The 23334-nt window shown below is 34.9% G+C and carries 16 protein-coding genes and 3 pseudogenes; 7 read left to right on the top strand and 12 right to left on the bottom strand.

The window, feature by feature from the left end; all coding sequences use genetic code 11:
• Positions 1-4 precede the first annotated feature (4 nt).
• From putA to secB, 3 genes are all read right to left on the bottom strand, one after another.
• Complete coding sequence (gene putA, locus WBP_RS00795) at positions 5-3145, bottom strand: bifunctional proline dehydrogenase/L-glutamate gamma-semialdehyde dehydrogenase PutA (RefSeq protein ID WP_167895765.1); 3141 nt, start codon at positions 3143-3145, stop codon at positions 5-7.
• Between the two features lie 140 nt (positions 3146-3285).
• Entirely contained in the window at positions 3286-5889 is a 2604-nt protein-coding gene (gene acnA / locus WBP_RS00790) for an aconitate hydratase AcnA (protein WP_167895764.1), read from the bottom strand.
• Between the two features lie 158 nt (positions 5890-6047).
• Positions 6048-6551: a protein-export chaperone SecB gene (gene secB / locus WBP_RS00785; protein WP_011256739.1), complete on the bottom strand. Its 504-nt coding sequence runs from the start codon at positions 6549-6551 to the stop codon at positions 6048-6050.
• Positions 6552-6709: 158 nt separating this feature from the next.
• Here secB and WBP_RS00780 point away from each other — a divergent pair, with 158 nt between their 5' ends.
• The 3 genes from WBP_RS00780 to WBP_RS00770 are packed head-to-tail and all read left to right on the top strand — an operon-like array spanning position 6710 to position 8733.
• Positions 6710-7366 (top strand): Tim44/TimA family putative adaptor protein, encoded by a 657-nt coding sequence (locus tag WBP_RS00780; RefSeq protein ID WP_167895763.1) that lies wholly within the window; start codon positions 6710-6712, stop codon positions 7364-7366.
• Between the two features lie 12 nt (positions 7367-7378).
• Positions 7379-8074: a DNA polymerase III subunit epsilon gene (gene dnaQ, locus WBP_RS00775; RefSeq protein WP_011256741.1), complete on the top strand. Its 696-nt coding sequence runs from the start codon at positions 7379-7381 to the stop codon at positions 8072-8074.
• Between the two features lie 44 nt (positions 8075-8118).
• Positions 8119-8733: an SCO family protein gene (locus tag WBP_RS00770; protein ID WP_011256742.1), complete on the top strand. Its 615-nt coding sequence runs from the start codon at positions 8119-8121 to the stop codon at positions 8731-8733.
• 65 nt (positions 8734-8798) lie between these two features.
• On the opposite strand, the pseudogene WBP_RS00765 reads toward WBP_RS00770, so the two are convergent.
• Together WBP_RS00765 and WBP_RS00760 are read right to left on the bottom strand one after the other, a co-directional pair.
• A pseudogene (locus WBP_RS00765) lies at positions 8799-9635 on the bottom strand (Rpn family recombination-promoting nuclease/putative transposase).
• Positions 9636-10174: 539 nt separating this feature from the next.
• A complete protein-coding gene (locus tag WBP_RS00760) occupies positions 10175-10474 on the bottom strand; it encodes an ETC complex I subunit (protein ID WP_167895762.1) in 300 nt (99 codons plus the stop codon).
• A gap of 153 nt (positions 10475-10627) precedes the next feature.
• Here WBP_RS00760 and WBP_RS00755 point away from each other — a divergent pair, with 153 nt between their 5' ends.
• Together WBP_RS00755 and WBP_RS00750 are read left to right on the top strand one after the other, a co-directional pair.
• Positions 10628-11272, top strand: coding sequence for an alpha/beta hydrolase (locus tag WBP_RS00755; RefSeq protein ID WP_167895761.1), 645 nt, complete (start codon positions 10628-10630; stop codon positions 11270-11272).
• Between the two features lie 5 nt (positions 11273-11277).
• On the top strand, positions 11278-12093 hold the full coding sequence (locus WBP_RS00750) for an SDR family oxidoreductase (protein ID WP_167895760.1): 816 nt from the start codon (positions 11278-11280) through the stop codon (positions 12091-12093).
• A gap of 21 nt (positions 12094-12114) precedes the next feature.
• On the opposite strand, the gene WBP_RS05425 is transcribed toward WBP_RS00750, so the two are convergent.
• From WBP_RS05425 to WBP_RS06135, 4 genes and pseudogenes are all read right to left on the bottom strand, one after another.
• On the bottom strand, positions 12115-12375 hold the full coding sequence (locus WBP_RS05425) for a coenzyme F420-0:L-glutamate ligase (RefSeq protein ID WP_246166022.1): 261 nt from the start codon (positions 12373-12375) through the stop codon (positions 12115-12117).
• 186 nt (positions 12376-12561) lie between these two features.
• Positions 12562-12791: pseudogene (locus tag WBP_RS00740) on the bottom strand (dihydrofolate reductase); the annotation flags it as partial.
• A 173-nt stretch (positions 12792-12964) separates the two neighbouring features.
• Positions 12965-13093 carry a hypothetical protein gene (locus WBP_RS05420; RefSeq protein WP_233417522.1) on the bottom strand — a complete coding sequence of 43 codons (129 nt, stop codon included), beginning with the start codon at positions 13091-13093 and terminating at the stop codon, positions 12965-12967.
• 1528 nt (positions 13094-14621) lie between these two features.
• Positions 14622-15175: pseudogene (locus WBP_RS06135) on the bottom strand (CADD family putative folate metabolism protein).
• Between the two features lie 854 nt (positions 15176-16029).
• On the opposite strand from WBP_RS06135, the gene WBP_RS05415 reads away from it, so the two are divergent.
• Complete coding sequence (locus WBP_RS05415; protein ID WP_246166019.1) at positions 16030-16317, top strand: hypothetical protein; 288 nt, start codon at positions 16030-16032, stop codon at positions 16315-16317.
• 642 nt (positions 16318-16959) lie between these two features.
• Here the strand turns inward: WBP_RS05415 and ligA are convergent.
• Positions 16960-19011, bottom strand: a complete 2052-nt coding sequence (ligA, locus tag WBP_RS00715) for an NAD-dependent DNA ligase LigA (protein WP_167895759.1) — start codon at positions 19009-19011, stop codon at positions 16960-16962.
• A 202-nt stretch (positions 19012-19213) separates the two neighbouring features.
• Between ligA and surE the strand changes: the two genes are divergently transcribed.
• Entirely contained in the window at positions 19214-19966 is a 753-nt protein-coding gene (gene surE, locus WBP_RS00710; protein ID WP_011256747.1) for a 5'/3'-nucleotidase SurE, read from the top strand.
• 240 nt (positions 19967-20206) lie between these two features.
• Here surE and WBP_RS00705 read toward each other — a convergent pair whose 3' ends face one another.
• Both WBP_RS00705 and lon read right to left on the bottom strand, forming a co-directional pair.
• A complete protein-coding gene (locus WBP_RS00705) occupies positions 20207-20416 on the bottom strand; it encodes a hypothetical protein (protein ID WP_167895758.1) in 210 nt (69 codons plus the stop codon).
• 499 nt (positions 20417-20915) lie between these two features.
• On the bottom strand, positions 20916-23327 hold the full coding sequence (gene lon, locus WBP_RS00700; protein ID WP_167895757.1) for an endopeptidase La: 2412 nt from the start codon (positions 23325-23327) through the stop codon (positions 20916-20918).
• Positions 23328-23334: the final 7 nt, after the last annotated feature.

The following is a 23334-nucleotide window of genomic DNA, read 5'->3' as shown; positions in this document are numbered from 1 at the left end:
TGAATCAATCCAAGCACATAAGTTTAGTGTTACCGCCAAATGCTGCAGTGTTTACACTTACAACTTTTTCTGTAGAAAAACGCTGCAAATAATTAGGACCTCCAGCTTTCGGTCCAGTGCCAGATAGTCCTCTACCGCCAAATGGTTGCACGCCAACTGTTGCACCCACCTGATCGCGGTTGATGTACACATTTCCAACTGATATTTTTCTACTTATTGAATCGATTTGATTTTGTATGCGGCTCTGCAAAGAAAAAGTAAGCCCATATCCTGTATTATTTATATCACTTATAACTCCATTTAATTGCGACTTATTAAAACGTATGATATGCAAAATAGGGCCAAACACTTCTTGTTTTAATTGCGAAATCTTTTGTATCTCATAAATATATGGAGAAAAGAAATGACCGTTATGAGAATTTGTATCCATAGGCACCTTGGATAAAAGGCTTGAATCCCTATCTCCTGACATCTTCTCCGTATATTTAGTCAGCATATCAATAGATGCTTTGTCAATTATTGGACCAATATCAGTGCTAAGTTGTATCGGATCACCAACCTTTAACTCTTGAGCCGCATCACATATCATTTTTATCTGTTTTTCTGCTATATCTTCTTGAATAAATAGCACCTTAAGCGCAGAACAGCGTTGGCCAGCGCTGCGAAATGCAGAAAGCAGAACATCTACAGTCACTTGCTCCAAGAGAGCAGAGCTGTCAACAATCATAGCATTTAATCCGCCAGTTTCAGCAATAAATGGCACAATGGGACCATTCCTGCTAGCAAGCATTCTATTAATCATTTGAGCAGTTTGTGTTGAACCAGTAAAAGCTACACCAGAGATTCTATTATCTGGCACTAGTGCTTTACCTAAATATTGACCATCTCCTGGAATAAGATGCAGTACATCTTTTGGTATCCCAGCTTCGTGTAATATCTTAACAGCTTCATAGGCAATAATCGGCGTTTGCTCTGCTGGTTTTGCCAGTACTGCATTACCTGCTGCAAGTGCAGCTGAAACCTGCCCAATGAAGATAGCAAGTGGAAAATTCCATGGTGATATGCATAAGAAAACTCCTCTACCCTCAAAAAAGATGAAGTTATCTTCGCCTGTCGGGCCTTGCAGTTTTTTCCAATTACTCAGTTCATTTCTTGCTATTATTGCATAGTAACGCAAAAAGTCTACTGCTTCTCTTACTTCTGTTATTGCGTCGGATAGAACTTTCCCTGCTTCCACAATTAGAATGTAAATCAATTCTTTCATCTTTTCTTCAAGCAAATCTGCAGCTTTTTCAAGGTACCCAGTACGCTTTTCTGCTGAAACATTTTGCCATTTAATAAAAGCACTATGGGCTACTTCAAGAGCATTTAAAGCCTGATCGCTAGTTGTATTTGACACTTCCCCAATTACGTTTTCCAAGTGTGCTGGATTAACCACTTCGATAAATTTAGCACTGTCAAACAGCGACTCTCCATTAATTATTGGTCCAACTTGCCATTTCTTCCCACTTAATTCTTTTATATCATTTGCAAATTGTGAAACTGTAACTGAATCACCAATGTCCATTCCTAAGGAGTTCTTTCTTTCCTCTCCAAAAATATCTTGTGGCAATGGAATGCTTGAGTGAGGTTCATACCCTAAGCTTTTAGCTTTTTCTAATGGATCTGAAATTAACTCTTCAATCTTAACATCAGAACCATTTATTTGATTGACAAATGAGCTATTAGCTCCGTTTTCAAGAAGGCGTCTAATAAGGTATGGCAATAAATCACTATGTTTACCAACCGGTGCATATATACGACAATCGATACTTGTTGCAAGTTCTGACATTGCATAATCATATAAATTCTTACCTATTCCGTATAAGCGTTGGAACTCAAATCCAGGATGATTTTTATCAGCGAGCTCTACTATAGTAGCAAAAGTATAAGCATTATGAGTTCCAAAGCATGGATAAAAGTGACTTGCCTTACTCAAAAGTTTCCGCGCACAGGCAAGGTAGCATACATCAGTGTAGCTTTTTCTAGTAAACACTGGGTAACTACTTAACCCCAACTCTTGCGTGCGCTTGATTTCTGAGTCCCAATATGCTCCTTTCACAAGTCTTACCATAATTTTATGCTTTGATCGAATAGCAACATCCTCAACAAAGTCAAGAACAGACAAAGCACGTTTTTGATACGCTTGCACAGCTAAGCCAAGTCCTTCCCACTGTGAAAGTGACTCATCAAGACGCAATTGCTCGAATAAAACTAATGACATCTCAAGTCTTTCTGACTCTTCTGCATCTATACATAATGAAATATTGTACTTTTTTGCTTCATGACAAAGTTCCAATACCTTAGTCTTCAGCTCTCCGGCTATATTACCGAATTGACAGAATTCATAACGTGGATGCAACGAAGAAAACTTGATTGAAATTCCATGTGACTTAAAACAATCGCTTGTATCAGTGGATTCACCTATAGCTTTTATTGCATGCATATATGAATTAAAATATTCTTCAGCATTCTCAGCTGTGTGAGCGGCTTCACCAAGTATACTAAAAGAGCATAAAAATTTGCTATGGCTATCCGACCTTATACTCTCCAATGCTTCTTCTATAGTTTCTCCAACAATAAAGTGCTTACCAAGCATCAGCATCGCCTGCTTCACTGCCTTGCGGATTATTGGCTCTCCAAAATTTTTGAGTAGTTTAGAAATTACGTGATAGAATCTCGGACCTTCTTCATTGCCTCTTAATACACTACTTCCTATCATCAAGCTCCACGTAGAAGCATTAACAAACAATGAAGAAGAACGCCCTAAGTGTTTACTCCATTCTTGATTGGCAATTTTATCTTTGATTAGTTCGTCTATCGTATAATCATCTGGTATTCTAAGTAGTGACTCAGCAAGACACATTAGTGCTACTCCTTCGTCACTAGAAAGCGAGTACTGCTGCATAAAAGAATCTATGACATCTAATTTGCTGCCTTTAATTTTTTCAACAACTTGTTTTGCAATATTGTAAATCCTATTTTTCGAATCAGCAGAAAGCTCTATTTTTTCTACAAGATAACGTGCATAGCTTTTTTCATCAGTACGATAAAACCCCTGTAAACGTTTTCTTAATTCGTTAGGTTCTTGTATAGAGCTGATCATATATAATTATCTACAAAAACACCCTTTACCATATGTAAGGTAGAATTATACCATAACCTCGCGTAGAATAAATTATTATTTATATAAAGGGCTAGGATCAACTAAAAAAGTCTACTGTCTACTGCGATAACTTCACTAAGTCAAGAGGACTGTGCAAGTATGTAACTTAACACTCCACCGCTCATTAAGTATTTCACCTCAGTTGCAGTTTGTACACAGCATTTTAGTTGAATTGATTGCTCCGAATTGTCTTTTCTTTTAATGATACATTCTAGATTCCCACTTGGTACTATTTCACCTTTTATGCTTATAATCTCACTACTATCAAATATCCTTCTGGTCACTCCGCCTTGAAATATAAGCGGAAGAACACCCATGCCGACCAAGTTTGATCTGTGTATGCGTTCGAAGCTTTCTGCAATCACAGCTTTAATTCCTAGCAACAAAGTACCCTTTGCTGCCCAATCTCTGCTTGAACCTGCGCCATATTCTTTCCCTGCAATGACAACTAATGGAACAGCTTCTTCTTTGTAACGCATTGCTGTGTCAAAAATTGACATAGTCTCTTGAGAAGGAATATGTTTTGTATAGCCGCCTTCATTGCTAATCATTTCGTTTTTTATTCTGATATTAGCAAAGGTCCCACGCATCATCACGTTGTGGTTACCACGACGAGACCCATATGAATTGAAATCCTGTGGTTCAATTCCAAGATTTTTTAAATATATACCTGCAGGACTATTTGAGGTAATATTTCCAGCGGGGGAAATGTGGTCTGTGGTTACACTATCACCAAACATTGCTAGTACTCGTGCATTTTTTATATCAATTACATTATCTTTATCATTTCCAGCTAATAAATCATCAAAATAAGGAGGATTTTGTATGTAAGTGCTTTTCGTGTCCCAGTTGTAAATTTCACCTCTCTCATACTTTATCTTTTGCCAATGTTCGTCACCAGAAAAAACATCCTTATACTTTTGCATGAACATTTCACACGTTACAACACTTCTAACACAGTCCTCGATTTCATCGTTCGTTGGCCATATATCTTTGAGATAGACGTTATTTCCATTTTTGTCTTTGCATATAGAATCTTTTGTTAAGTCAACCTGCACAGTACCTGCAAGTGCGTACACAACAACAAGTGGCGGAGATGCTAAGTAATTAGCCTTGACTAAAGGATGGATTCTCCCTTCAAAATTACGATTACCGGATAAAACCGCAGCAACGGTCAAATTTTTGTTTTTAATATCGTCCTCTATATCTTTATTAAGTGGACCAGAATTTCCAATACAAGTTGTACAACCGTACCCAACCAAATTAAAGCCTAGAGTATTTAGATTTTTCTGTAATCCTGATTTTTCTAAATATTCTGTTACAACTCGTGATCCCGGGGCAAGAGAGGTTTTAACCCAAGGTTTTGATTTTATACCGAATTTTATTGCTTTATGGGCTATAAGACCAGCAGCAATCATCACACTTGGATTTGAGGTATTGGTGCAGCTTGTTATTGCAGCGATAACTACACTTCCGTCTTGAAGCTTATCATTTTCCTTTGATTCATTAACTGAAAATGATGTAGAAAAAGACTCTGCTACTTGTGAGAGAGAAACTTTATCCTGTGGTCTCTTGGGGCCAGCCATTACTGGCTCTACGCCTGATAAATCAAGCTCCAATATGTCAAAAAACGCTAATTCTTCACCGCTGCGCCACAGTCCTTGCTCTTTTGCATAGACTTCAACTAACTTGATTAACCCTTCTGGTCTTCCTGTTAAGCTTAAATAGTCTAGTGTTTTCTGATCGATTGGAAAAAATCCACAGGTTGCACCATACTCTGGAGCCATGTTGGCTATAGTTGCTCTATCTGCCAAGGATAGGTAATCTAAACCATCACCATAAAATTCCACAAACTTACCAACAACGCCCTTTGCTCTTAAGATATTTGTGATTGTCAGTACCAGGTCAGTTGCAGTTACTCCCTCTGGAAGCCTTCCCATTAATTTAAATCCTACTATCTCTGGAATTACCATACTAATCGGTTGACCAATCATCACGGACTCAGCTTCTATTCCACCAACACCCCAACCAAGAACCGATAAACCATTAACCATTGTAGTGTGGCTATCTGTACCTACTAAGGTGTCAGGATACACAACTCCACTTTCGTTACATACAACTTGCGCTAAATATTCGAGGTTCACTTGGTGACAAATTCCTGTACCAGGTGGCACTACTCTAAAATTTGTGAATGATGATTCTCCCCACTTTAAAAATTGATATCTCTCCAAATTTCTTTTTATTTCCAATTCAACGTTTTTACCAAATGCAGAAGTATTTCCATAACTATCTACTTGAACAGAATGGTCGATCACAAGATCAACAGGCACAGATGGATTGATTTTACTTGGATTACCCCCCCTTTTTTTTACATAACTACGCATTGAGGCTAAATCAACAATGGCAGGAACTCCTGTAAAATCCTGCATCAATACCCTTGCTGGTTTATAGCTAATTTCGTGATTGACATGTTTTTTAACACAACCTGCTAGTGTTTTTATGTCATCTAACCTTACGTTCACTTCATCTTCATTACGCAATAAATTTTCAAGCAATACCTTAAGTGAACAAGGCAATTTGGCTAGATCTATTCCTAAAAATTTACTAGCAGCGCTAAGACTGAAGTAGCCGTATGACTTTCCGCTAACGTTTAAAGTTGTTTTTGAATTTAAAGAGTTATTCATCTTACATAATCATTATTTGAGTGAAAAGTATTCATTATCCACAATAATGTCATTCCGGTATCATGTACATAACTATATAAATTCTCCGTGTTACATTAAAATAGCAAGTGTGCAGTGTTAATCACCTTTGACACTGGAATGACAAAAATAGTGTTGTATCAGTTAAAATTTTCATTACTAGCATTGCTTTTTTGTTGTCGACTTTGCTGCTCATACATGGCTTCAAAATCTATAGGATCTAGCATCAGTGGGGGAAATCCACCACTGCTTGTAACTCTTGCGATTACTTCTCGTGCGAAAGGGAAAAGAAAAGTAGGCCCGCCAATAAATAAGGCTCGATTTACCTCTTCTGTACTCAGCTCCGCAAAGTTTTCTACTGAAAAAATACCACAGTATTTTGTTTCACAGATGAAAGCAACACCATCTTTTATGTTTTCATCTTTTATCATCGCTTTAGCTTCTATATGCAAAGTAATCTCATGGAAAGACTTTTCTTCACTTTCCCCTTCTGTGCCTTCAGATCCTTCTAATTTCACTGAATTGACATTAACCATTACATCAATATTGGGAACTTCTTTTAGAGAAAGGAATGGTGAATTTGGGTTTTCAAGCGATAGATCTTTAACATATTGATTGTGAATTCTCATTTTTTGTTGTGACATTTCCTACTCTCCTTATAATTAAGTTGAAGCATTTAATACTTTCTTGTACAATAAACCATTTACAAGTTAATAGCAAATCTAATTATAGATTAGTACAGGATAAGCACATCTTCATTAATAATGTTAAGATATTTTGTATACTAAGGAGTTGAGTTACTATGATAGAACTCGTAATATATGCTTTACTAGCTGCATTCGTTTTTTCACGTTTATACAATTCTTTAGGAAGATCAACAAGCCTCAACCTAAAAAAACTGACTAGTGTACTGGATATAAGCCAAGTTAGAGAAGATGTAGTAGAGAATATTGAAGATTACATTGATAGCAACGATAAAGATCCAATAAAAGCTACTTACGAGCAAATATTACAAAAAAACAAAGATTTCTCCATTTCCCATTTTATGGAAGGTTCAGGCGTAGTTTTCGAATTAATAATAAAATATTTTAACCAAGGGAATTTATCTCAGTTAAAACCTCTCTTAGATAAAGACTTATATAATAACTTTGCAGGGAAGATTAAACAACGTAAAGAGATATACGAGTCTATAATTGTCTCTATCGTTTCACAAAAGATTTTAGAAATAAAACTAGTAAAAAATGTAGTATTTATTGCAGTATATTTCCTTTCAGAACAAATTAATTTTGTCAAGAACGACAAGGGAGATGTCATATCAGGTAGCACATCCACTATCAATAAAGTTGAGGATGTATGGCAATTTAAAAAGAATGTTACTTCATCAAACCCAAGCTGGTTGCTTACTTCCATAAATTATAAAAAAGCAGATGATGGTAAAACGAACGGAAAGTATAATTAAATTTTATTTAATATGGAAAATAAATTACGCGAAATAGTACTTGATACTGAAACAACCGGCCTTGACATCGAATCCGGCCATCGCATTATTGAAATAGGATGTGTGGAATTAATCAACCGTATCCCAACAGGCAAGGTATTTCATAAGTATCTTAATCCAGAAAGAGATATACCTTACCATTCATTTAAAATTCATGGCATTAGTGAAGAATTTTTAGAAGATAAACCGTTATTTTCGGATGTTGTATTTGAATTTCTTGATTTCATATCTGGTGATATTTTGATAATTCACAACGCTGAATTTGATATTAAGTTCCTTAACATGGAGTTAGGCAAGTTGAACGCTAGGTTAATTTCTTCAGATAGAGTGCTAGATACATTGCCACTTGCAAGAAAGAAGTTTGTAGGGTCACCCGCTTCTTTAAGTGCATTATGTAAGCGTTTTGATATATCATTAGAGAATAGAGAATTGCACGGAGCACTAACTGATGCTGGATTGCTTGCAAAGGTGTACGTTGAACTTACAGGAGGATTACAAACTTTTCTGTTTGACAATGAATGCAAGCAAGATCATAACTCTGCATTTATTCAGCATAAAGTGCGTAATTTAACTTGCAGAGAACATTCACCAAGTAATGAAGAAATTAATGAACATAGGAAATTGTTAGGTAAAATTGACAATCCACTTTGGAAAGAACGTATTGAATAAATTAATTAATGAAGATATAATCTCATTTTATCCAAGGTGTTCCAATGATAAAGTTTGTAAGGTTATTATCTAGTATATTAGTAGCATTATCAGTCATTTTTCTCGGCTATTGTTATTTCACTAAAAAAGGCATATTTGCTCCAGCAGTAATTCACAACGCAGAAGTTAAAATAGGAGGAGATTTTTCTTTAATCAATCAAGATGGGCAGGTTATACGCAGTAATGATTTTAAAGATAAGTATATGATGATTTTCTTCGGGTTTTCTTCATGTAAAAAGATTTGTCCTATGAATCTTGGGATAATTTCAGAAACACTTGCAAAACTAGATGAAAAAACCAGTGACAAGCTACAAACATTTTTCATAACAGTTGACCCTGAATGCGATAGCACAGAAAAACTCAAAGAATTTCAACAGCAATTTGACTATAGGATACAAATGTTAACTGGTGAAAGAAAAAAAATAGATGAGGTAATTGCAAATTATAAAGTATACACTAGCAAAGTTGGTGGAGAAGAGGGAATCAATCATTCTTCAATAATATATCTCATTGGCCCTGGGGGAAAGTATGTTACACACTTTGCAGCCGATCTAAATTCGGATGAAAGTCAATCAGATAAAATTGCAGCTGAGATTAAAAAATATATAAATGAACTGTAGATTTCTTCCGCCCGGAATAACATCACCTGCAAATCGCAATTTCACGCAGATCAATTAGTGACTTCTTATCTGAGTTGTGCAATTTCGGCTTGAGGAAGATTAGTAGATTCAGTTATTAACTTGATAGATATGCTAGCTTTAAGTAGATTTTTTGCAACTTCAATCTTTCCTTCGTTGAACTTTTGTTCAAGGCAAGAAAGATAATTATCGGCATATTTCTTAGCTTGATTACACGCAAATTGCTCTTCTTCACTTTAATTATATCTGTTCAATTCATTATAAGCTCTACTAATAATTACATCACTTCCTATTATTCTTTCTAAACTCCCTTCACTGCTCTCGCTTGCATACTTAAAGAAATAACACCGCTTTTCAACTACATTTTCTAATTGGCCCTCTTTTGTTTTTGGAAATTTCAGTAATTCTATGAAAGTAAAACTAAAGTCCTTCAGATCATGTTCATAAGTAATCTGATCAAGAGTAACGTAACCTGATTTGTAGGCTAATTTGTTAGAGAATAGAATAAAATCAGTAATAGCAATAAAGATAACTTCTTTAAGATCTTGATATTGTTTACCTACATCAGCTTGACTTAAATAAGTTTTGGCAGTACAATATCGTGCGCGCTTTTAAAAGCTAGTGATTTTAGCGACCTGCATTTCGCAAATAAATTGAACACCTGTAGAATCCCTGTATAGTACATCGACAATACTCTCTTTTTTAGCAGCAATTCCAGGATTTTGAACGTGACTTAAAAAGTTTACATCCTTTACTTCAGCTTCACCAGTGAGACCTAGAATATCATTAAAAAAATGAATGAGAATATCTCTATTTTTCTTAGTACTAAAGATATGATAGAACGCGAAACCATTTTTCGGATCAAAAAACTTTGAAAAAACCACAGTAAACGCAATTAAGAAAATTATATACTATTCTGCACAAATATTCAACTTCTTTACGTTTGAAATCGTTATCTCATAGCCATTCCCAGAAGATAGGGTGTGCTAATGGTGAAAAGTAGCTTTTTTTTTAAAGCCTTCATAATGTTTCTTTCTGCTACATTAGAATAGATACAACTTTAAGAAACTTACTAAAGTGAAAAAAAGGCAAAAGATATCCCGTGGTAGATAATATTTACTCTCTAATCCTGCAAATTGGCATATTACACTGTCCTAAACACTTTATAAGCAAGTTTCAACTTATATAGGTAAAAACCTAGATGTTGTGAAGGCATAAGGTACATATAGTGCAAAAAATTAAATATAAGACGCCAACTACGTAATAATTTGTCATTTAACCTGCACAGATTAAAGATAACTGAATACCTTTAGTGCTATAGGGCTGCAAGGTTTGTCAAGTAGTTTTTTTGTATTCTGTGAGCTATTTGGATAACATCATTTTAAGAGTATCTGTAGAATCTAAGCTACTACACCAATAAAACTTACTTTGGTGTGAAATTACTCGCGTAAGATTTCGGACGTCTCTTAACATCTTTTGGCATTTCAATTATATATTTAATACCGCACTTTTCTGCATATAATACTGCTTTTTCAAGGGAATCAAATTTTAGCACAATCTGTTTTTTTGGGTTTTTTGAGCCAACCCACCCCATCAGAGGTTCAATATAGTAAGACTCAGGCTCAATTTTTAGATACCAAAAACGCGTATTGCCCAAACCAGACTGTGTTGCAGTTCTTGTTGGTTTATAAATCCTAAAAATTATTTTACCATCAATGCCCATAGTTCTTATTAAATAAACTGAAATATATCTCTAAATAAATCCTCGCACAAGTAATTAGCACGATTTACCTTTCTCTTTATAATTGCATCAATATAGTTTTTACAAATTAAAAAATCAGTGTTAAATAGGAGTACAGATACAAAAAGAAAAGAAATGATTGAACTTAAAGGTCCAGAAATTTACACAGATAGAAGTAGGGAAAATTTGATTGTTTGTTTACATGGCCGGGGATCAAGTGGCAATAATTTCGTTCATCTCGCTAAAGTTATGAGTAAGTCTTTACCCAATTCATGTTTTGTAGCACCCAATGCTCCGTCTAAAAGAGAAATAGGCAACGGTTACCAATGGTTCAGCTTAGAAGACCGCAGTGAAGAAGTATTATATAATGGAGTAAAGAATGCTGCATCGATAGTAAATCATTTTATTGACACGAAGTTAAAAGAGTTTAGCTTGAAAGATACACAACTTTCTTTAGTTGGATTTTCTCAAGGAGCAATGCTTGCAATACATACAGCCCTTACCCGCCCTCAGTGTTGTGCATCAGTTGTTGCATATTCTGGTAAGTTTCTTTCACCTTCAAGAGTTGCACCTAAGATTAAATCAAGACCTAACGTGTGTGTTATCCATGGCGACGCTGACAATGTGGTACCTTTCTCTTTTTTTGACTTGACGGTAAAAGCCCTAAAAGAAAATGGGGTAAATGTTGAAGGATACCCAATTCGCACACTGGGACATCTTATTAATAAAGAAGGAATAAAATTAGGTGTAGAATTTATTAAGAAAAATTTCAAAAAATAACTTCTATGCACTTATTTTGCTTTGGTTATGGATATGTGGCTAGGTTTCTATCAAAAAAATTACTAAGTTTAAGTTGGAAAGTTAGCGGCACTTCAAGAAATCAAGACGTACATAACACCAATTTTTTCAATTATGATAAAGTAAATAAGGATACGTTTCAAGACGTAACGCATGTTTTAGTTTCTATTCCACCAGATGGTGATGATGCGCTGGAGAGATATGGTCATTACTTTCAAAATACCAAATGGCTTGGCTATTTGTCTGCAGCTAGTGTCTATGGTGATCATGCTGGTAACTGGGTTAAAGAAGAATCTGAAACAAAACCTATAGAAAGCAGAGGAAAAAGCCGCCTTAGAGCCGAAAAAAAGTGGCTGAATAGTAAGTTACCTGTACACATTTTCCGCTTGGCTGGAATATACGGTCCTGGTAGAAACGTACTAGTTGATTTACAGCTTAATAAAGCAAGAAATGTACAAAAAGAAGGACATTTTTTTTCTCGTATTCACGTTGAAGACATATCAAATATCCTGTTCTCTTCCATGCAAAATATAAAACCTGGTGAAATATACAATTGTGCAGACGATTTACCTGCTACGCAATCTGAAGTGGTAGCATATGCAGCCGAGCTTTTGAATGTTAGCGTTCCAGAGCCAGTAGAGATTTCTTCCCTGTCTGATCATGCACAGAGTTTTTATTTAGGCTCGAAAAAAGTAAGTAATATTAAAGTCAAAAGAGATCTTGGTACCTCTCTAGTTTACCCTAACTATAAAGTGGGGTTGGAAAATCTAATTTCTAACCAACAAGCTCCTAGAGGAGAATAAAAGTCTTTTTTCATCGATATCTTAATACTTTTCAGTTGATGGATGAATAAGAAAGCAAATCCTTTGGTGCATCTCAATAATTGCCATTGATGTTTGTTCTGCCCCTTCCCCTATAACTAAAACAGCAGATGTTGCCAGTGCATCAAGAAGATTGACTTGTATCACCTTAAGTGGTTGATTATAAAGATTCGGGTTGCCTATAAGCGGTTCAAACCTACACCAAACAAGAGCGGTAGCTGTAACTCCACGACGCATAGGTGTTACGTTACTATCTGTAATCAAGATAACAAGATATTTTATGCAATGTTTTGTCTTGAGATAGTTTTCTATATCGACACAGCCACTTTTTGAACATCTTTTGGATATAGAATGTACATTTCGTCACCATTTGACTCATCAATACCTGCAGATGGAATCAAGATATCATCTTTAATTGTCAGGTAGAGATCGTAAGGATTGTGGTTCACATCTATTAAAACAAGAATTTAACTTGTTACGAGAAAAAACAACAGGGATACGATCCCTTAATAAACTTTGAGGTACTGTTTCAAATGTCTTTCTTCCCATAACAATGACTTGTTTGTCAGTTACCTGACAAAATGCTTCAACTCATTTGGATAACACCAAGGCAATTCATTATTTACTCCCATCACCCCATTGAGATTAATAGCCATAATACCCATAATTTTTCTAACCATCATCCCTGTAAGGCAGCTTGAGTTACAAAAATCGCATGTGATCATGCACATTATGCACTCAGAGGAAGATCAACCTTGTTTATAACATCGATTATGCAGAAATTGTTTCTAAATCTCGATTAAAGACAGGTTCTGTAGAAAAGGAAGGAATAAATGACTTCCTAGAATGACCACTAAACTTTGCAGCCAAATTTTTGTAATGCCTCTATATTGGGTAAAATTGAGATATTCTGATATAGATATTTTCCAAAACCAATGTCAGGATCAATAATTACCGAACTTTTATCAAAATCTAGAGCCAGTAGTCTTTTAATGCCCTTCTCTGCCCAATTATTTATGGTATCAGCTGGATCATGTCACCTAAAATAATTGTATCCTTATGTAGGTAGAGAGCGAATGCATAATAACAATACCACATCTACTAGTTAGCAATTGCTTTTAAAGTGTTATCATCTAGATCTCCTTTGATATCATTTATTCAGGTAATGTCGTAGTGTTCGAAAGTATTCAAAATAACATCTAGCCATAAACTACTAATGCTGACTTTAATATTGTCAACTTTCATATAGTGATAAGCTTATCAAGCACTGGTTTTAAGCATGCATGTTCTGCCTTTGGAGTCTGCATAATAGGAGATCCAAGTCCTGTTGATTGAGCACCAAATTCAACTATGCTTGCATCATCAAAGTATTAGTTGCAGCGCTTGCTTCGTTGCATAATCTGCATCAAGATAAAGACCACCATCTGAAAATGAATCAGGAGTAACATTGACGATACTTACAAGTTTTAGTAGAAGCGTAAAACTCTTTAGAAAGCAGTTTTGAGTATGAGGGATATTATGAGCAATATATTGAATGTTTTGCTAATTACTGGAGCATTACTCCCAGAATTAAGCATTGCTATCAAGTGAAGCAAAAATGGTCTATTCATTAATTCTGGATGAGGGATCTTAAGGTAGGGCGTATCAAGTGTCAAATCATCCCGTAATAAAATATTAAAACCAATAAGACGAGGTTCCCATTTTTCATAGACCTGTAGACGGCCTGTCACACTCAATTTGTCTTAGACCTTTTAATAGCTCTTCAGAAGAAGAACAACTTCCATACAAAACCATGTTTTAAAATGGCTTGTCCCACTCAACTGGAGCACCACTTGGTAGAATATCCTTAATTTCCAGAATAATTGAAAATTTTAGATCCTTAAAACAGCCTTCCTTCAGAAGGAAGCAGCCTTTTGTAAATTAGAAAAGCGATCCCCCTACATTTGAGCCAATAGAAATATAAACATTAGTTATCTTTTTATTTTTGCAGTATATCACAATAAGTAAAAAGAGAACACCTACATGCACATTTGGAACGGATGGTGTAACTTTGTGAGTAGTCACTCTTACAGAAGAAATAATATGCTTTTTTTACATCAAGGTTATTAATAATTATATACACACTACAAGTAAAATGCTCGATTAAATTGAACTGCTTGTCCTAAACGAGAGATTAAATATTCTATACTACCTGCAGATAGCAAACAGTATCCTCAAGTCGGTCAGTTGTAAGCCCAAGGAGATTTAAAGGTAAAATCAATATCAATACCAACTAACTGGAGATGAAATTTCTCTTCTGCACCATACCATAAATGAACCTAAAGCCATAAATTTCGGACAAGTAGGTTACACAAAGGTTTCATATATTTAACTCCATTTCCTTATTTTATAGTTTTAAAACTCATATGTCCCTGAAGTTAGCTCATTTGTTTACAAGAAGCCTTCCCTCTTATCAATGTAAAATTTTCAGCAATATGCATGCACGCTTAGAGCATTCCATCAAGAAAATCTCATAAGAGTTTCACGCCCTTTCTAGCACTTCGCATAATCTTCTCATCTAAATCAGCAATAAGGTTTGTAGACTCCTCAGAATGCCACTTATCAGAATCCATATGAACAGTAAAAAATTGGAGAAGAACGCCCATCATTTATTAAATAGTGTTTTTTCAGACCTTCAATTTTAGATTTCGAAACCTTTAGAGCTTGACGTTCATAGGCATATAGAGCACCAAGGCCTATTGCAAAGTTTGATCGTACGATACCGAAGTAACCATCGACTAATTTCTTGTCTCCTTGCGTCTTCACGAAAATCAGACCGTGTAACACCAAAACCTTCAGCAAAACGTTGCCATAACTTGGGATGATTCTCATCACTTCGTTCTTCTTAAACTACCAAGTAAAACCTACCGCATTTTAAGATTTGGACACAAAGAATGTATACTACCAATATAACGAGGAAACGCAGCAACATGATGATAATACTCCTTCGCATAGACTGTAAAGCCTCAAAGCTTAAATTTCCCTCATTCCATGATTGATAAAACTGATGTTTTAATAAGTGCAAATTATCTAATTCCTTATTAAATAACCGAACGAGTACCTAGCCCCTCCTTAATTAACACTAAAGTTACTTTAAGCTACTCACAGGCTTTTTAGATGTCAAGAGATATTATACCAGTTCTTACTATTACAAGCTTAAATCTAGCTTGTAATTTCGATAGACATAAAAATAGGTATATAAAAAGTTGACTTTTTAATAAAGATTGACTTTTTTCAAAATTTTATATATTACTAAATTAGTATGATAGGAAGTATGAAACGAAAGCAATAAAAGAAAACACAATAAAAACTAGGAAAGAGTTTATAGAAGTTCAAAACGGGATGTGGATTCAAAAGATAGTGATGTTGAACCCAAAGAGCAATGTAGATAACAGAAAGAAAAATCATATAGTTTATTTCTCAGAACTTACATATACTTCCGCAAAAGAATCAGACGAAGATAAAAGCGAATTGAATTGAACCGCGTCGAAGCAGGTATGGATGTTCACTTCATTAATTTTCCTGGTTCTGGAAAAAGCAAAGGCCATTCTTTAAATGGGTAGATCGAGTAAATGCAGGTATCGAAGTTATTTCAGATCTTTTAAAACGAGGCATTCGTTCAGACAACATAGTGTTATATGGTAGTTGCACTGGAAGACCGACAGCTGCTGAGGTTTATAAAAAGTTTAAAGATGACAATGTCCATTTAAGGTGCATTATTAATAAATCCTTCAGCTCACTTAAAAAACTTTTAGTTAATTTATTACACATATCAAAACCTAAATAGCCATTTCCCCCTATAATAGAATTTGTACTTAAGTGTTTTGGGTAGCATTTTAAGCCACACACGACAACTAATAACATTACTCCATACACAATTTGTTCAATTTAGAAAACGACAGACTTATAAGTCAACAGGCAGCTATAGGTGCTAAAATTGCTGATATAGAAAAAAAGACTATTAGAAAAAAGAAAAATTTTGAAGGTTTTGAACAATACAAAGAGTTTCTCATAGAGAATACTAACTTACCTAAAATACCCAGAGCAAAAAATCCTGAACCTAAAGTTGGAGTAACAAAAAAACGCCGAATAAGTTTTTATCATTACTACCTATTAAAACAACAACATTCACTTTTTTCTAATTACAGAGTTACATTCATCAAATAAACATAACTACACTCTCCCTAAGCTGATTTCACTCTTTTTAGAACTCACAGATAACTATTTTGAAAGGAAGGTTCACTCAATCAAGGGCATGCAAAAGAAAGACTCACACAAGAACAAGAATCCAAAATTTATTCCAAACATATAAACTAGATGTCAGAAGTAAATATTTCAGATTCATCAAAAAAGAACTCATGCGTGACTTCTTACATAACCCAAATTAAAATTTTAAAATTGGCGTTTTTTGTGTGCCCTTGAACTGCTTCAGCTATAAATATTAAGAAATTTATTAAATAAAAAAAGGCAAGAGAACCCCGAGGTAGCTAGTATTCACATTCTCCCTTGTCAATAAAGATAAATGATTAGCCTCAGTATCACGATAAGGGGCTGCGAGGCTTGCCAAGTAGTTTTTTCGTCTTTAATAACGTTGTTATATGCCCAATGCACTACCAAAAACTATGTAAGAGATTTAATGCTAGAGAAGCAGGTCTACCCCCAATAAGAGAACCCTTGTATGATTTATAATGTTGCACTAAACCCTAGAAATAAGATAACAAGTTAATAAAGAGTACCTATAATCGGCAATTAGCCTTACTTATCTATAGAAATTGATATTAAAACTCGTGTACTACCTAAAAGGTATGGTTATTCGGACAATTCCGAATTTATCATTCTGTACCACTGGTCTTCATTCAAAATTCCTACACCTAATTCCACTGCTTTTTTGTACTTATTTCCTGGTTTTTCTCCTGCAACTAGGTAGTCAATTTTAGCAGAAAGATTTGAGCTGACTTTTGCTCCTAGAGCTTTGGCTCTCACTTTCGCCTCTCCTCTACTCATAGTAAGTAGTTTACCGGTAAACACTATGACTTTATTATTTAAAACAGAATTACTAGAGTTGGAGTTCACAGAAAGGATTTGAAGATAATCAGTAAGATCCTTCAACATTTTGATGTTATGTTCTTTAGAAAAAAACGATTTCAAAGACTCAGCCACTTTTTCCCCTATGCCATCTATACCTACTAGCTCATCACTAAAAGACTTGGCTATTTTCTTCTCTACGCCACCTACACCCACTTCAGCATCATTTGATAACAGTTTTATCATCGAATTATACCAATTATTATAAGAAACATAATAATTTGCGAGCAATTCTGCTGCAACTTGGCCAATAAATCTAATACCTAAAGAAAATATAAACCTATCTAGAGTTATTACCCTTCTGTTTTGTATAGCATTTAATAAATTAGCTATTGACCTCTCGCCCCAATCAGGCTGTTCTTTTAGACTAAACTCACTCAACCTTTCTTCTAAGTTAAAAATATCGGGAATTTGTTTTATCAGACCAAGGTCATAAAAAAACTTTATCTGTTTTTCACCAAGGCCAAAAATATCAAATGCACCTTTCGATACAAAATGCCTTAATTTTCCTATTATTTGAGCTTTACAGGTTAATTCCTCAGAGCATCTTATTGCCGCTCCTTCAGCTTGCACTTTACCACCGCATTCAGGGCATATCTCAGGAAATACAAATCCAGGTGCATCTGCGTGACGAGAACCTTTATCTACTCTAACAATTTGGGGAATCACGTCCCCTGCTCTCTTGATTGTTACAATATCTCCTTCTCTTACGTCTTTACGTTTTATTTCATCTTGGTTATGCAAATTTGCCCTACTTACTAGCACTCCGCCAATATTGACTGGTATTAAATCTGCAACTGGAGTTAATACTCCTGTCCTACCCACCTGTATAAATATTTTGTTCAACTTCGTCTTTGCATAAACTGCAGAAAACTTGTATGCAAGTGCTGAGCGCGGGGCTTTATGGGTACTTCCTAGACGACTTTGTAGTATCAAATCATTTACCTTATAGACTATTCCATCAATATCATAATCCAAACTATAGCGGCAATTATAAACCTTGTTATAAAACTCCAGCATTCCGCCCAGATTGTTCGTTAAGGACCGATGTTCATTTACGCAAAAACCAAGTGACTCAAGCCTATTCAGTACTTCACTTTGACTTTTCTCTTTTCCACCAATCAAAGAATAAGCAAAATATTTCAACGGTCTATTTGCTGTAATGCTTGCATCTAATTGCTTTAGAGAACCAGCAGCTGCATTTCGAGGATTGGCAAATTCGTTGTCTTTATTTAATTTTAAAAAGTCACTGTTATTGATGTATATTTCACCTCTTACTTCTAACCTATCTTGTACATCTTGCAAAAATCTGGGAAAGCCTTTTATTGTTGCAACATTGCGTGTGACATCTTCTCCTATAAAACCGTCACCTCGAGTTGCAGCTTTGACAAATCTTCCATCTTCATAAACTGCAGAAAATGATAACCCATCAATCTTTGGCTCACAGAACACCTCTATTTCTTCTTCAATTAAAAACCTCTTTATTCTAGATAAAAATTGCCCTACACCTTGTTCATCATAAGCATTTTCAAGAGAGAGCATAGGTTCTCGATGCTTTATCTTAGAAAACTTCTCATCAGGTGCAGCACCAATACCATCTTGTGTTGCACACGCTCCCGGAAGTTGTCCTTCCATTTCAACTAACTTTTGCTTCAGCTTATCATACTCAGCATCAGCGATTTCTGGCTTACTCTTTTGGTGATATAAAACATCATGATAATTGATCTGATCTCGCAGTTTAGTAAACTCTTCTATCATCTTTTCCAAATCAGCCATGCTTAAATTACATTAATATAATACCATGTTAGCTTCATCGTCAAGTTGCGAATTTCCTTTAATTCAGCGTATGATACTTGATAAAGTACTGAGAAACAACAAAAGAAGTTGCAGATAGTTAAACGGCTTAAGAGTGATATATTTATTTGCAATTGATGACTGGAATTATTTATCATAACTTTGGAACTATACAAAATTTTATATGATTATATTAATAACAAATGATGACGGTTTCGAAAGTGAAGGAATAAAATTACTTAAAGAGGTTGCACGAAATTTTGCATCAGAAATCTGGATAGTGGCACCAGATACTGATAGAAGTGGAGCAGCAAGATCTCTTGATCATCCAGTGAAGCAGTCTATTAGAATAAACCAACACAATGAAAGGGAGTTCAGTGTGTCTGGCACCCCTGCAGATTGTGTAATTATCGCACTAAATAAGATTATGGATAAAAAGCCAGATTTAGTATTATCTGGAGTAAACATTGGGTCAAATGTTGGAGATGATGTTTGTTATTCAGGAACAATCGGCGCTGTAATGGAAGGTGCTGCAAGATCTATACCTTCTATTGCGCTAAGTCAAGCATACCATGGTGGAATAAACTGGTACAATACAAAGATTTTTGCCCCAAAGGTTATTGCTAAACTAGTTAAGGTTGGCTGGCCTAAAAATATAGCGATGAGCATAAATTTTTCCGCTACAGAAAAAGTAAAAGGAGTAGAATTTGCTGAACAAGGTGAATACAACATTGATGGAGACTTAACTTTCACTGAAAATCCGGACGGTTCTTTAAGTTTAAATTGGTCTCGAGAACATTTAGGTAGCGGTAGTGTAGGCAAAATCAAAGAAGGATTTATTACCATTACACCAATAAAATTAGATTTTACAGATTATGATACACTGAATGCTATGAAAAATTCTTATGCAGAGGAATTTTCTTCTATAGTTAATTGAAAAAACATTTGCAAATCTTTTATTAGTTGAATAACATATGGTAGTCAGACATAATAACCTCCTACTTCGCACCTTTTAGGTGCGAATTGAGGCATTTGGCAGGTATAATTAGGTTTTTGAGCAACTAAAGAAGAAGTATCACAATTTTCTCACTTATTATATAACACCTCACACCCTGGAACCATACACTAAGATTAAACCTTATCCCAAGTTCTACACTGTGAGAAGTTTTTGCAGTTTCTATAACCTATAACCAGCAAAAATACTTGTCTTTAAAGAAAGTGGAAGATTAATACCAGAGCTTATCTGATAAGCGAAAAAAATATCATTATCTATAAATTTTTTGTAAGATTGCTTGATTCCAGTAATACCTATTCTAGCAGTAATATATAGAGCGATATCTGTACCTTTAATCTTATAGTTATAATGTAATTTTGCAAGAAATCCCACTTCAGATCCTTTTCTGTAGAATCATAAGTAGAGCATAATGCCTAGAGCTCCAATTGAAACTTTAGTGATGCCTGTATAATGATAGACGATATCAGCTACAAAAAAAGTCATTATGATATAGAGGCACATCACAGTAGACCCTATCTCTAATCCAATCAACTCCAAAGCATGGCTGGACAAAAAAAGAAGTAAACAATGTATATAAAATAATTAAATTTTCGTTCTAATTATTAAATATTAACATATAATAAATATACCATAAACATAAAAACAATACAAGATAAAATTTAACTACTTATTTTGATCTTACCCAGAAAAAGCGGTAAAAAATTAGTAATATTTTTACAAAAAGGGCAATAAACCAAATTACCCAGGAACGTAACAATTAATAGCAGAATACCTACACTGTCTATTAGTAAAAACTCCTATGTATTCAAATATAGCAATATTTCAACACTTGAGTGTTTCTATAATCCAGGAAAATCATCTTTTTTATTTTTTATAGGGAAAAAAGTGCACTGCTTCCATTATCGCTTTCAATTGGAATAGTAGGTCGTATTAAAGCAATTTTTATAACTTCATCAATGTTCTTAACAAAAACTACGTTGATCTCTTTTTTAATATTTGCTGGAATTTCTTGCATATCCTTTTCATTTTCGCCAGGTATAATCACAGTCTTGATTGATCCTCTGAGCGCCGCAAGTAACTTTTCTCTCAGACCTCCAATAGCTAAAACTCTACCACGTAATGTTACCTCACCTGTCATAGCAACATTCTTGTTAATCGGTATATTTGTCATAAGAGAAACAATGGATGTACATACTGCACTACCAGCAGAAGGACCATCTTTTGGTACAGCACCCTCAGGTAGATGTAAATGTATATCATTATTTTTGAACTTTTCAGGTTTTATACCAAAAAATAGACAATTTGATCGAACATAACTATATGCAGCCTTTATAGATTCTTGCATAACCTCTCCAAGCTTTCCTGTGTATTTTATTTCCCCCTTGCCTGGAATCAGGACTGATTCTATCATTAAAATATCACCACCTGTTTCAGTATAGGCAAGTCCAGTTACTACCCCTACTAAGCTATCTTTTTCTGCAATACCAAAGGTGTATTTACGCACTCCCAAATAATCTTGTAAGTTATCAACTCCTACAGATATTTTCTTATTTTGACCTGCCAATATTTCTTTAACTGCTTTTCTCATGAGCTTTGCAAGCTCCCTTTCCATACTACGGACACCACTTTCACGTGTATACAAGCGTATTAACTCATATAGTGCATCATTAGTTATGCCCCATTCTCTCTGACGTAAGCCATGCTCTTTTTTTAATTTGGGAATTAGATGATATTTAGCAATATTGATTTTTTCATCCTCAGTATAACCAGACAATTGTATAATCTCCATCCTATCACGCAAAGGGTGTGGCAAATTTAAGCTGTTTGCTGTAGCTACAAACATTACACTCGAAAGATTAAATTCAACTTCTAAGTAATGATCAGTAAAGTGCTTATTGTGTTCAGTATCTAAAACTTCAAGCAATGCAGATGCAGGGTCACCACGCGAATCAGAACCCATCTTATCTATTTCATCAAGCAAAAAAAGCGGGTTACACGAATTAGCTTTTTTCATATGCTGAATGATTTTGCCAGGCATTGAACCAATGTAAGTTTTTCTATGGCCACGTATCTCAGATTCGTCACGTACACCACCAAGAGCTATGCGAACAAAATCTCTACCTACCGCTCTTGCCATAGACTTAGCTAAAGAAGTTTTACCAACACCAGGTGGTCCAACCAAGCAAAGTATAGGACCTTTTATCTCTTTTACTCTCTTTAATACTGCTAAAAACTCTATTATCCTATCTTTTACTTTTTCTATGCCATAATGATTTTCATCTAAGATCTTTTTAGCTGCATTTAAATTAATTTTCGTATCTTTATACTTTCCCCATGGTAGATCAAGCAACCAATATAGATAATTAGATATAACCGTAGCTTCAGGAGAAATGGGATTCATTTTCTTATATCTCTTTAACTCAGTCATAGCTTTTTCCCTTGCTTCCTGGGAAAGCTTTATTTCATTTATCTTTTTTTCAAATTCATTTATTATATTTCCCTCCTCTCCATTCTCAAATTCACCCAATTCTTTCTGTATGGCCTTCAACTGCTCATTAAGGTAGTAAACTTTCTGAGTACTTTCAACTTGTGATTTAATTGTTTTATATAAACGGTTTTGCGCGTTCAAAATACTTATTTCTCTTTCAATAAAGGCAAAAGCTTTTTTTAAACGCTCTTCCAAGCCATAAGTTTCAAGTATACTTTGTTTATCTGATGCTTTTATACTTAAATATGAGATTACCGTATCTACAAGCTGACCAATTTTTTTGATCTGCTCGACGGGATTAACAATAATTTCAGGATGATTTTTTTTGTTTAGTTTACACCAGCTATCAAACGCATTTATAACAGCTCGCCTTAAAGCTTCCAGGTCAACATTATCCTCACTTTCCTCATACTCATGATAACTATCTAACTCTACCCTAGCTTGTAGTAAAGCATGAGAGTCAATATACTCTATAACTTTCCCCCTGCTCACTCCTTGGATTACAACTTTTACTGCATTATCAGGTAATTTTATCAAGGGTTGCACAATATTTGCCAACACACCTACTTCATACAGATCTTTTGGCTCTGGGTTATCAATAGAGCCATCTTGCTGTGCTACGAGAAAAATCTCATTTTGACGACTGCGATTATTAATTGCATACTCTAGTGCGCTAATAGATTTTTCCCTGCCTATAAATAAAGGCACCACTATATTTGGAAAAATTACTACATCTCTTAAAGGCAATACTGGCAATGTAGCAAAACCAGAATCTACAGCACATTCAACTTTCATAATACAT

Source organism: Wolbachia endosymbiont of Brugia pahangi (genome assembly GCF_012030695.1).
Taxonomy (GTDB): Bacteria; Pseudomonadota; Alphaproteobacteria; order Rickettsiales; family Anaplasmataceae; genus Wolbachia.
Note: the sequence above shows the minus strand (reverse complement) of the source record. Positions and strands in the feature narration are given on the sequence as shown.

What these genes read in the sequence shown, in the direction of transcription:
- putA (WP_167895765.1), bottom strand. Translation starts at nt 3,145, where the DNA reads ATGATCAGCTCTATACAAGAACCTAACGAATTAAGAAAACGTTTACAG.
- acnA (WP_167895764.1), bottom strand. Translation starts at nt 5,889, where the DNA reads ATGAATAACTCTTTAAATTCAAAAACAACTTTAAACGTTAGCGGAAAG.
- secB (WP_011256739.1), bottom strand. Translation starts at nt 6,551, where the DNA reads ATGTCACAACAAAAAATGAGAATTCACAATCAATATGTTAAAGATCTA.
- WBP_RS00780 (WP_167895763.1), top strand. Translation starts at nt 6,710, where the DNA reads ATGATAGAACTCGTAATATATGCTTTACTAGCTGCATTCGTTTTTTCA.
- dnaQ (WP_011256741.1), top strand. Translation starts at nt 7,379, where the DNA reads ATGGAAAATAAATTACGCGAAATAGTACTTGATACTGAAACAACCGGC.
- WBP_RS00770 (WP_011256742.1), top strand. Translation starts at nt 8,119, where the DNA reads ATGATAAAGTTTGTAAGGTTATTATCTAGTATATTAGTAGCATTATCA.
- WBP_RS00760 (WP_167895762.1), bottom strand. Translation starts at nt 10,474, where the DNA reads ATGGGCATTGATGGTAAAATAATTTTTAGGATTTATAAACCAACAAGA.
- WBP_RS00755 (WP_167895761.1), top strand. Translation starts at nt 10,628, where the DNA reads ATGATTGAACTTAAAGGTCCAGAAATTTACACAGATAGAAGTAGGGAA.
- WBP_RS00750 (WP_167895760.1), top strand. Translation starts at nt 11,278, where the DNA reads ATGCACTTATTTTGCTTTGGTTATGGATATGTGGCTAGGTTTCTATCA.
- ligA (WP_167895759.1), bottom strand. Translation starts at nt 19,011, where the DNA reads ATGGCTGATTTGGAAAAGATGATAGAAGAGTTTACTAAACTGCGAGAT.
- surE (WP_011256747.1), top strand. Translation starts at nt 19,214, where the DNA reads ATGATTATATTAATAACAAATGATGACGGTTTCGAAAGTGAAGGAATA.
- lon (WP_167895757.1), bottom strand. Translation starts at nt 23,327, where the DNA reads ATGAAAGTTGAATGTGCTGTAGATTCTGGTTTTGCTACATTGCCAGTA.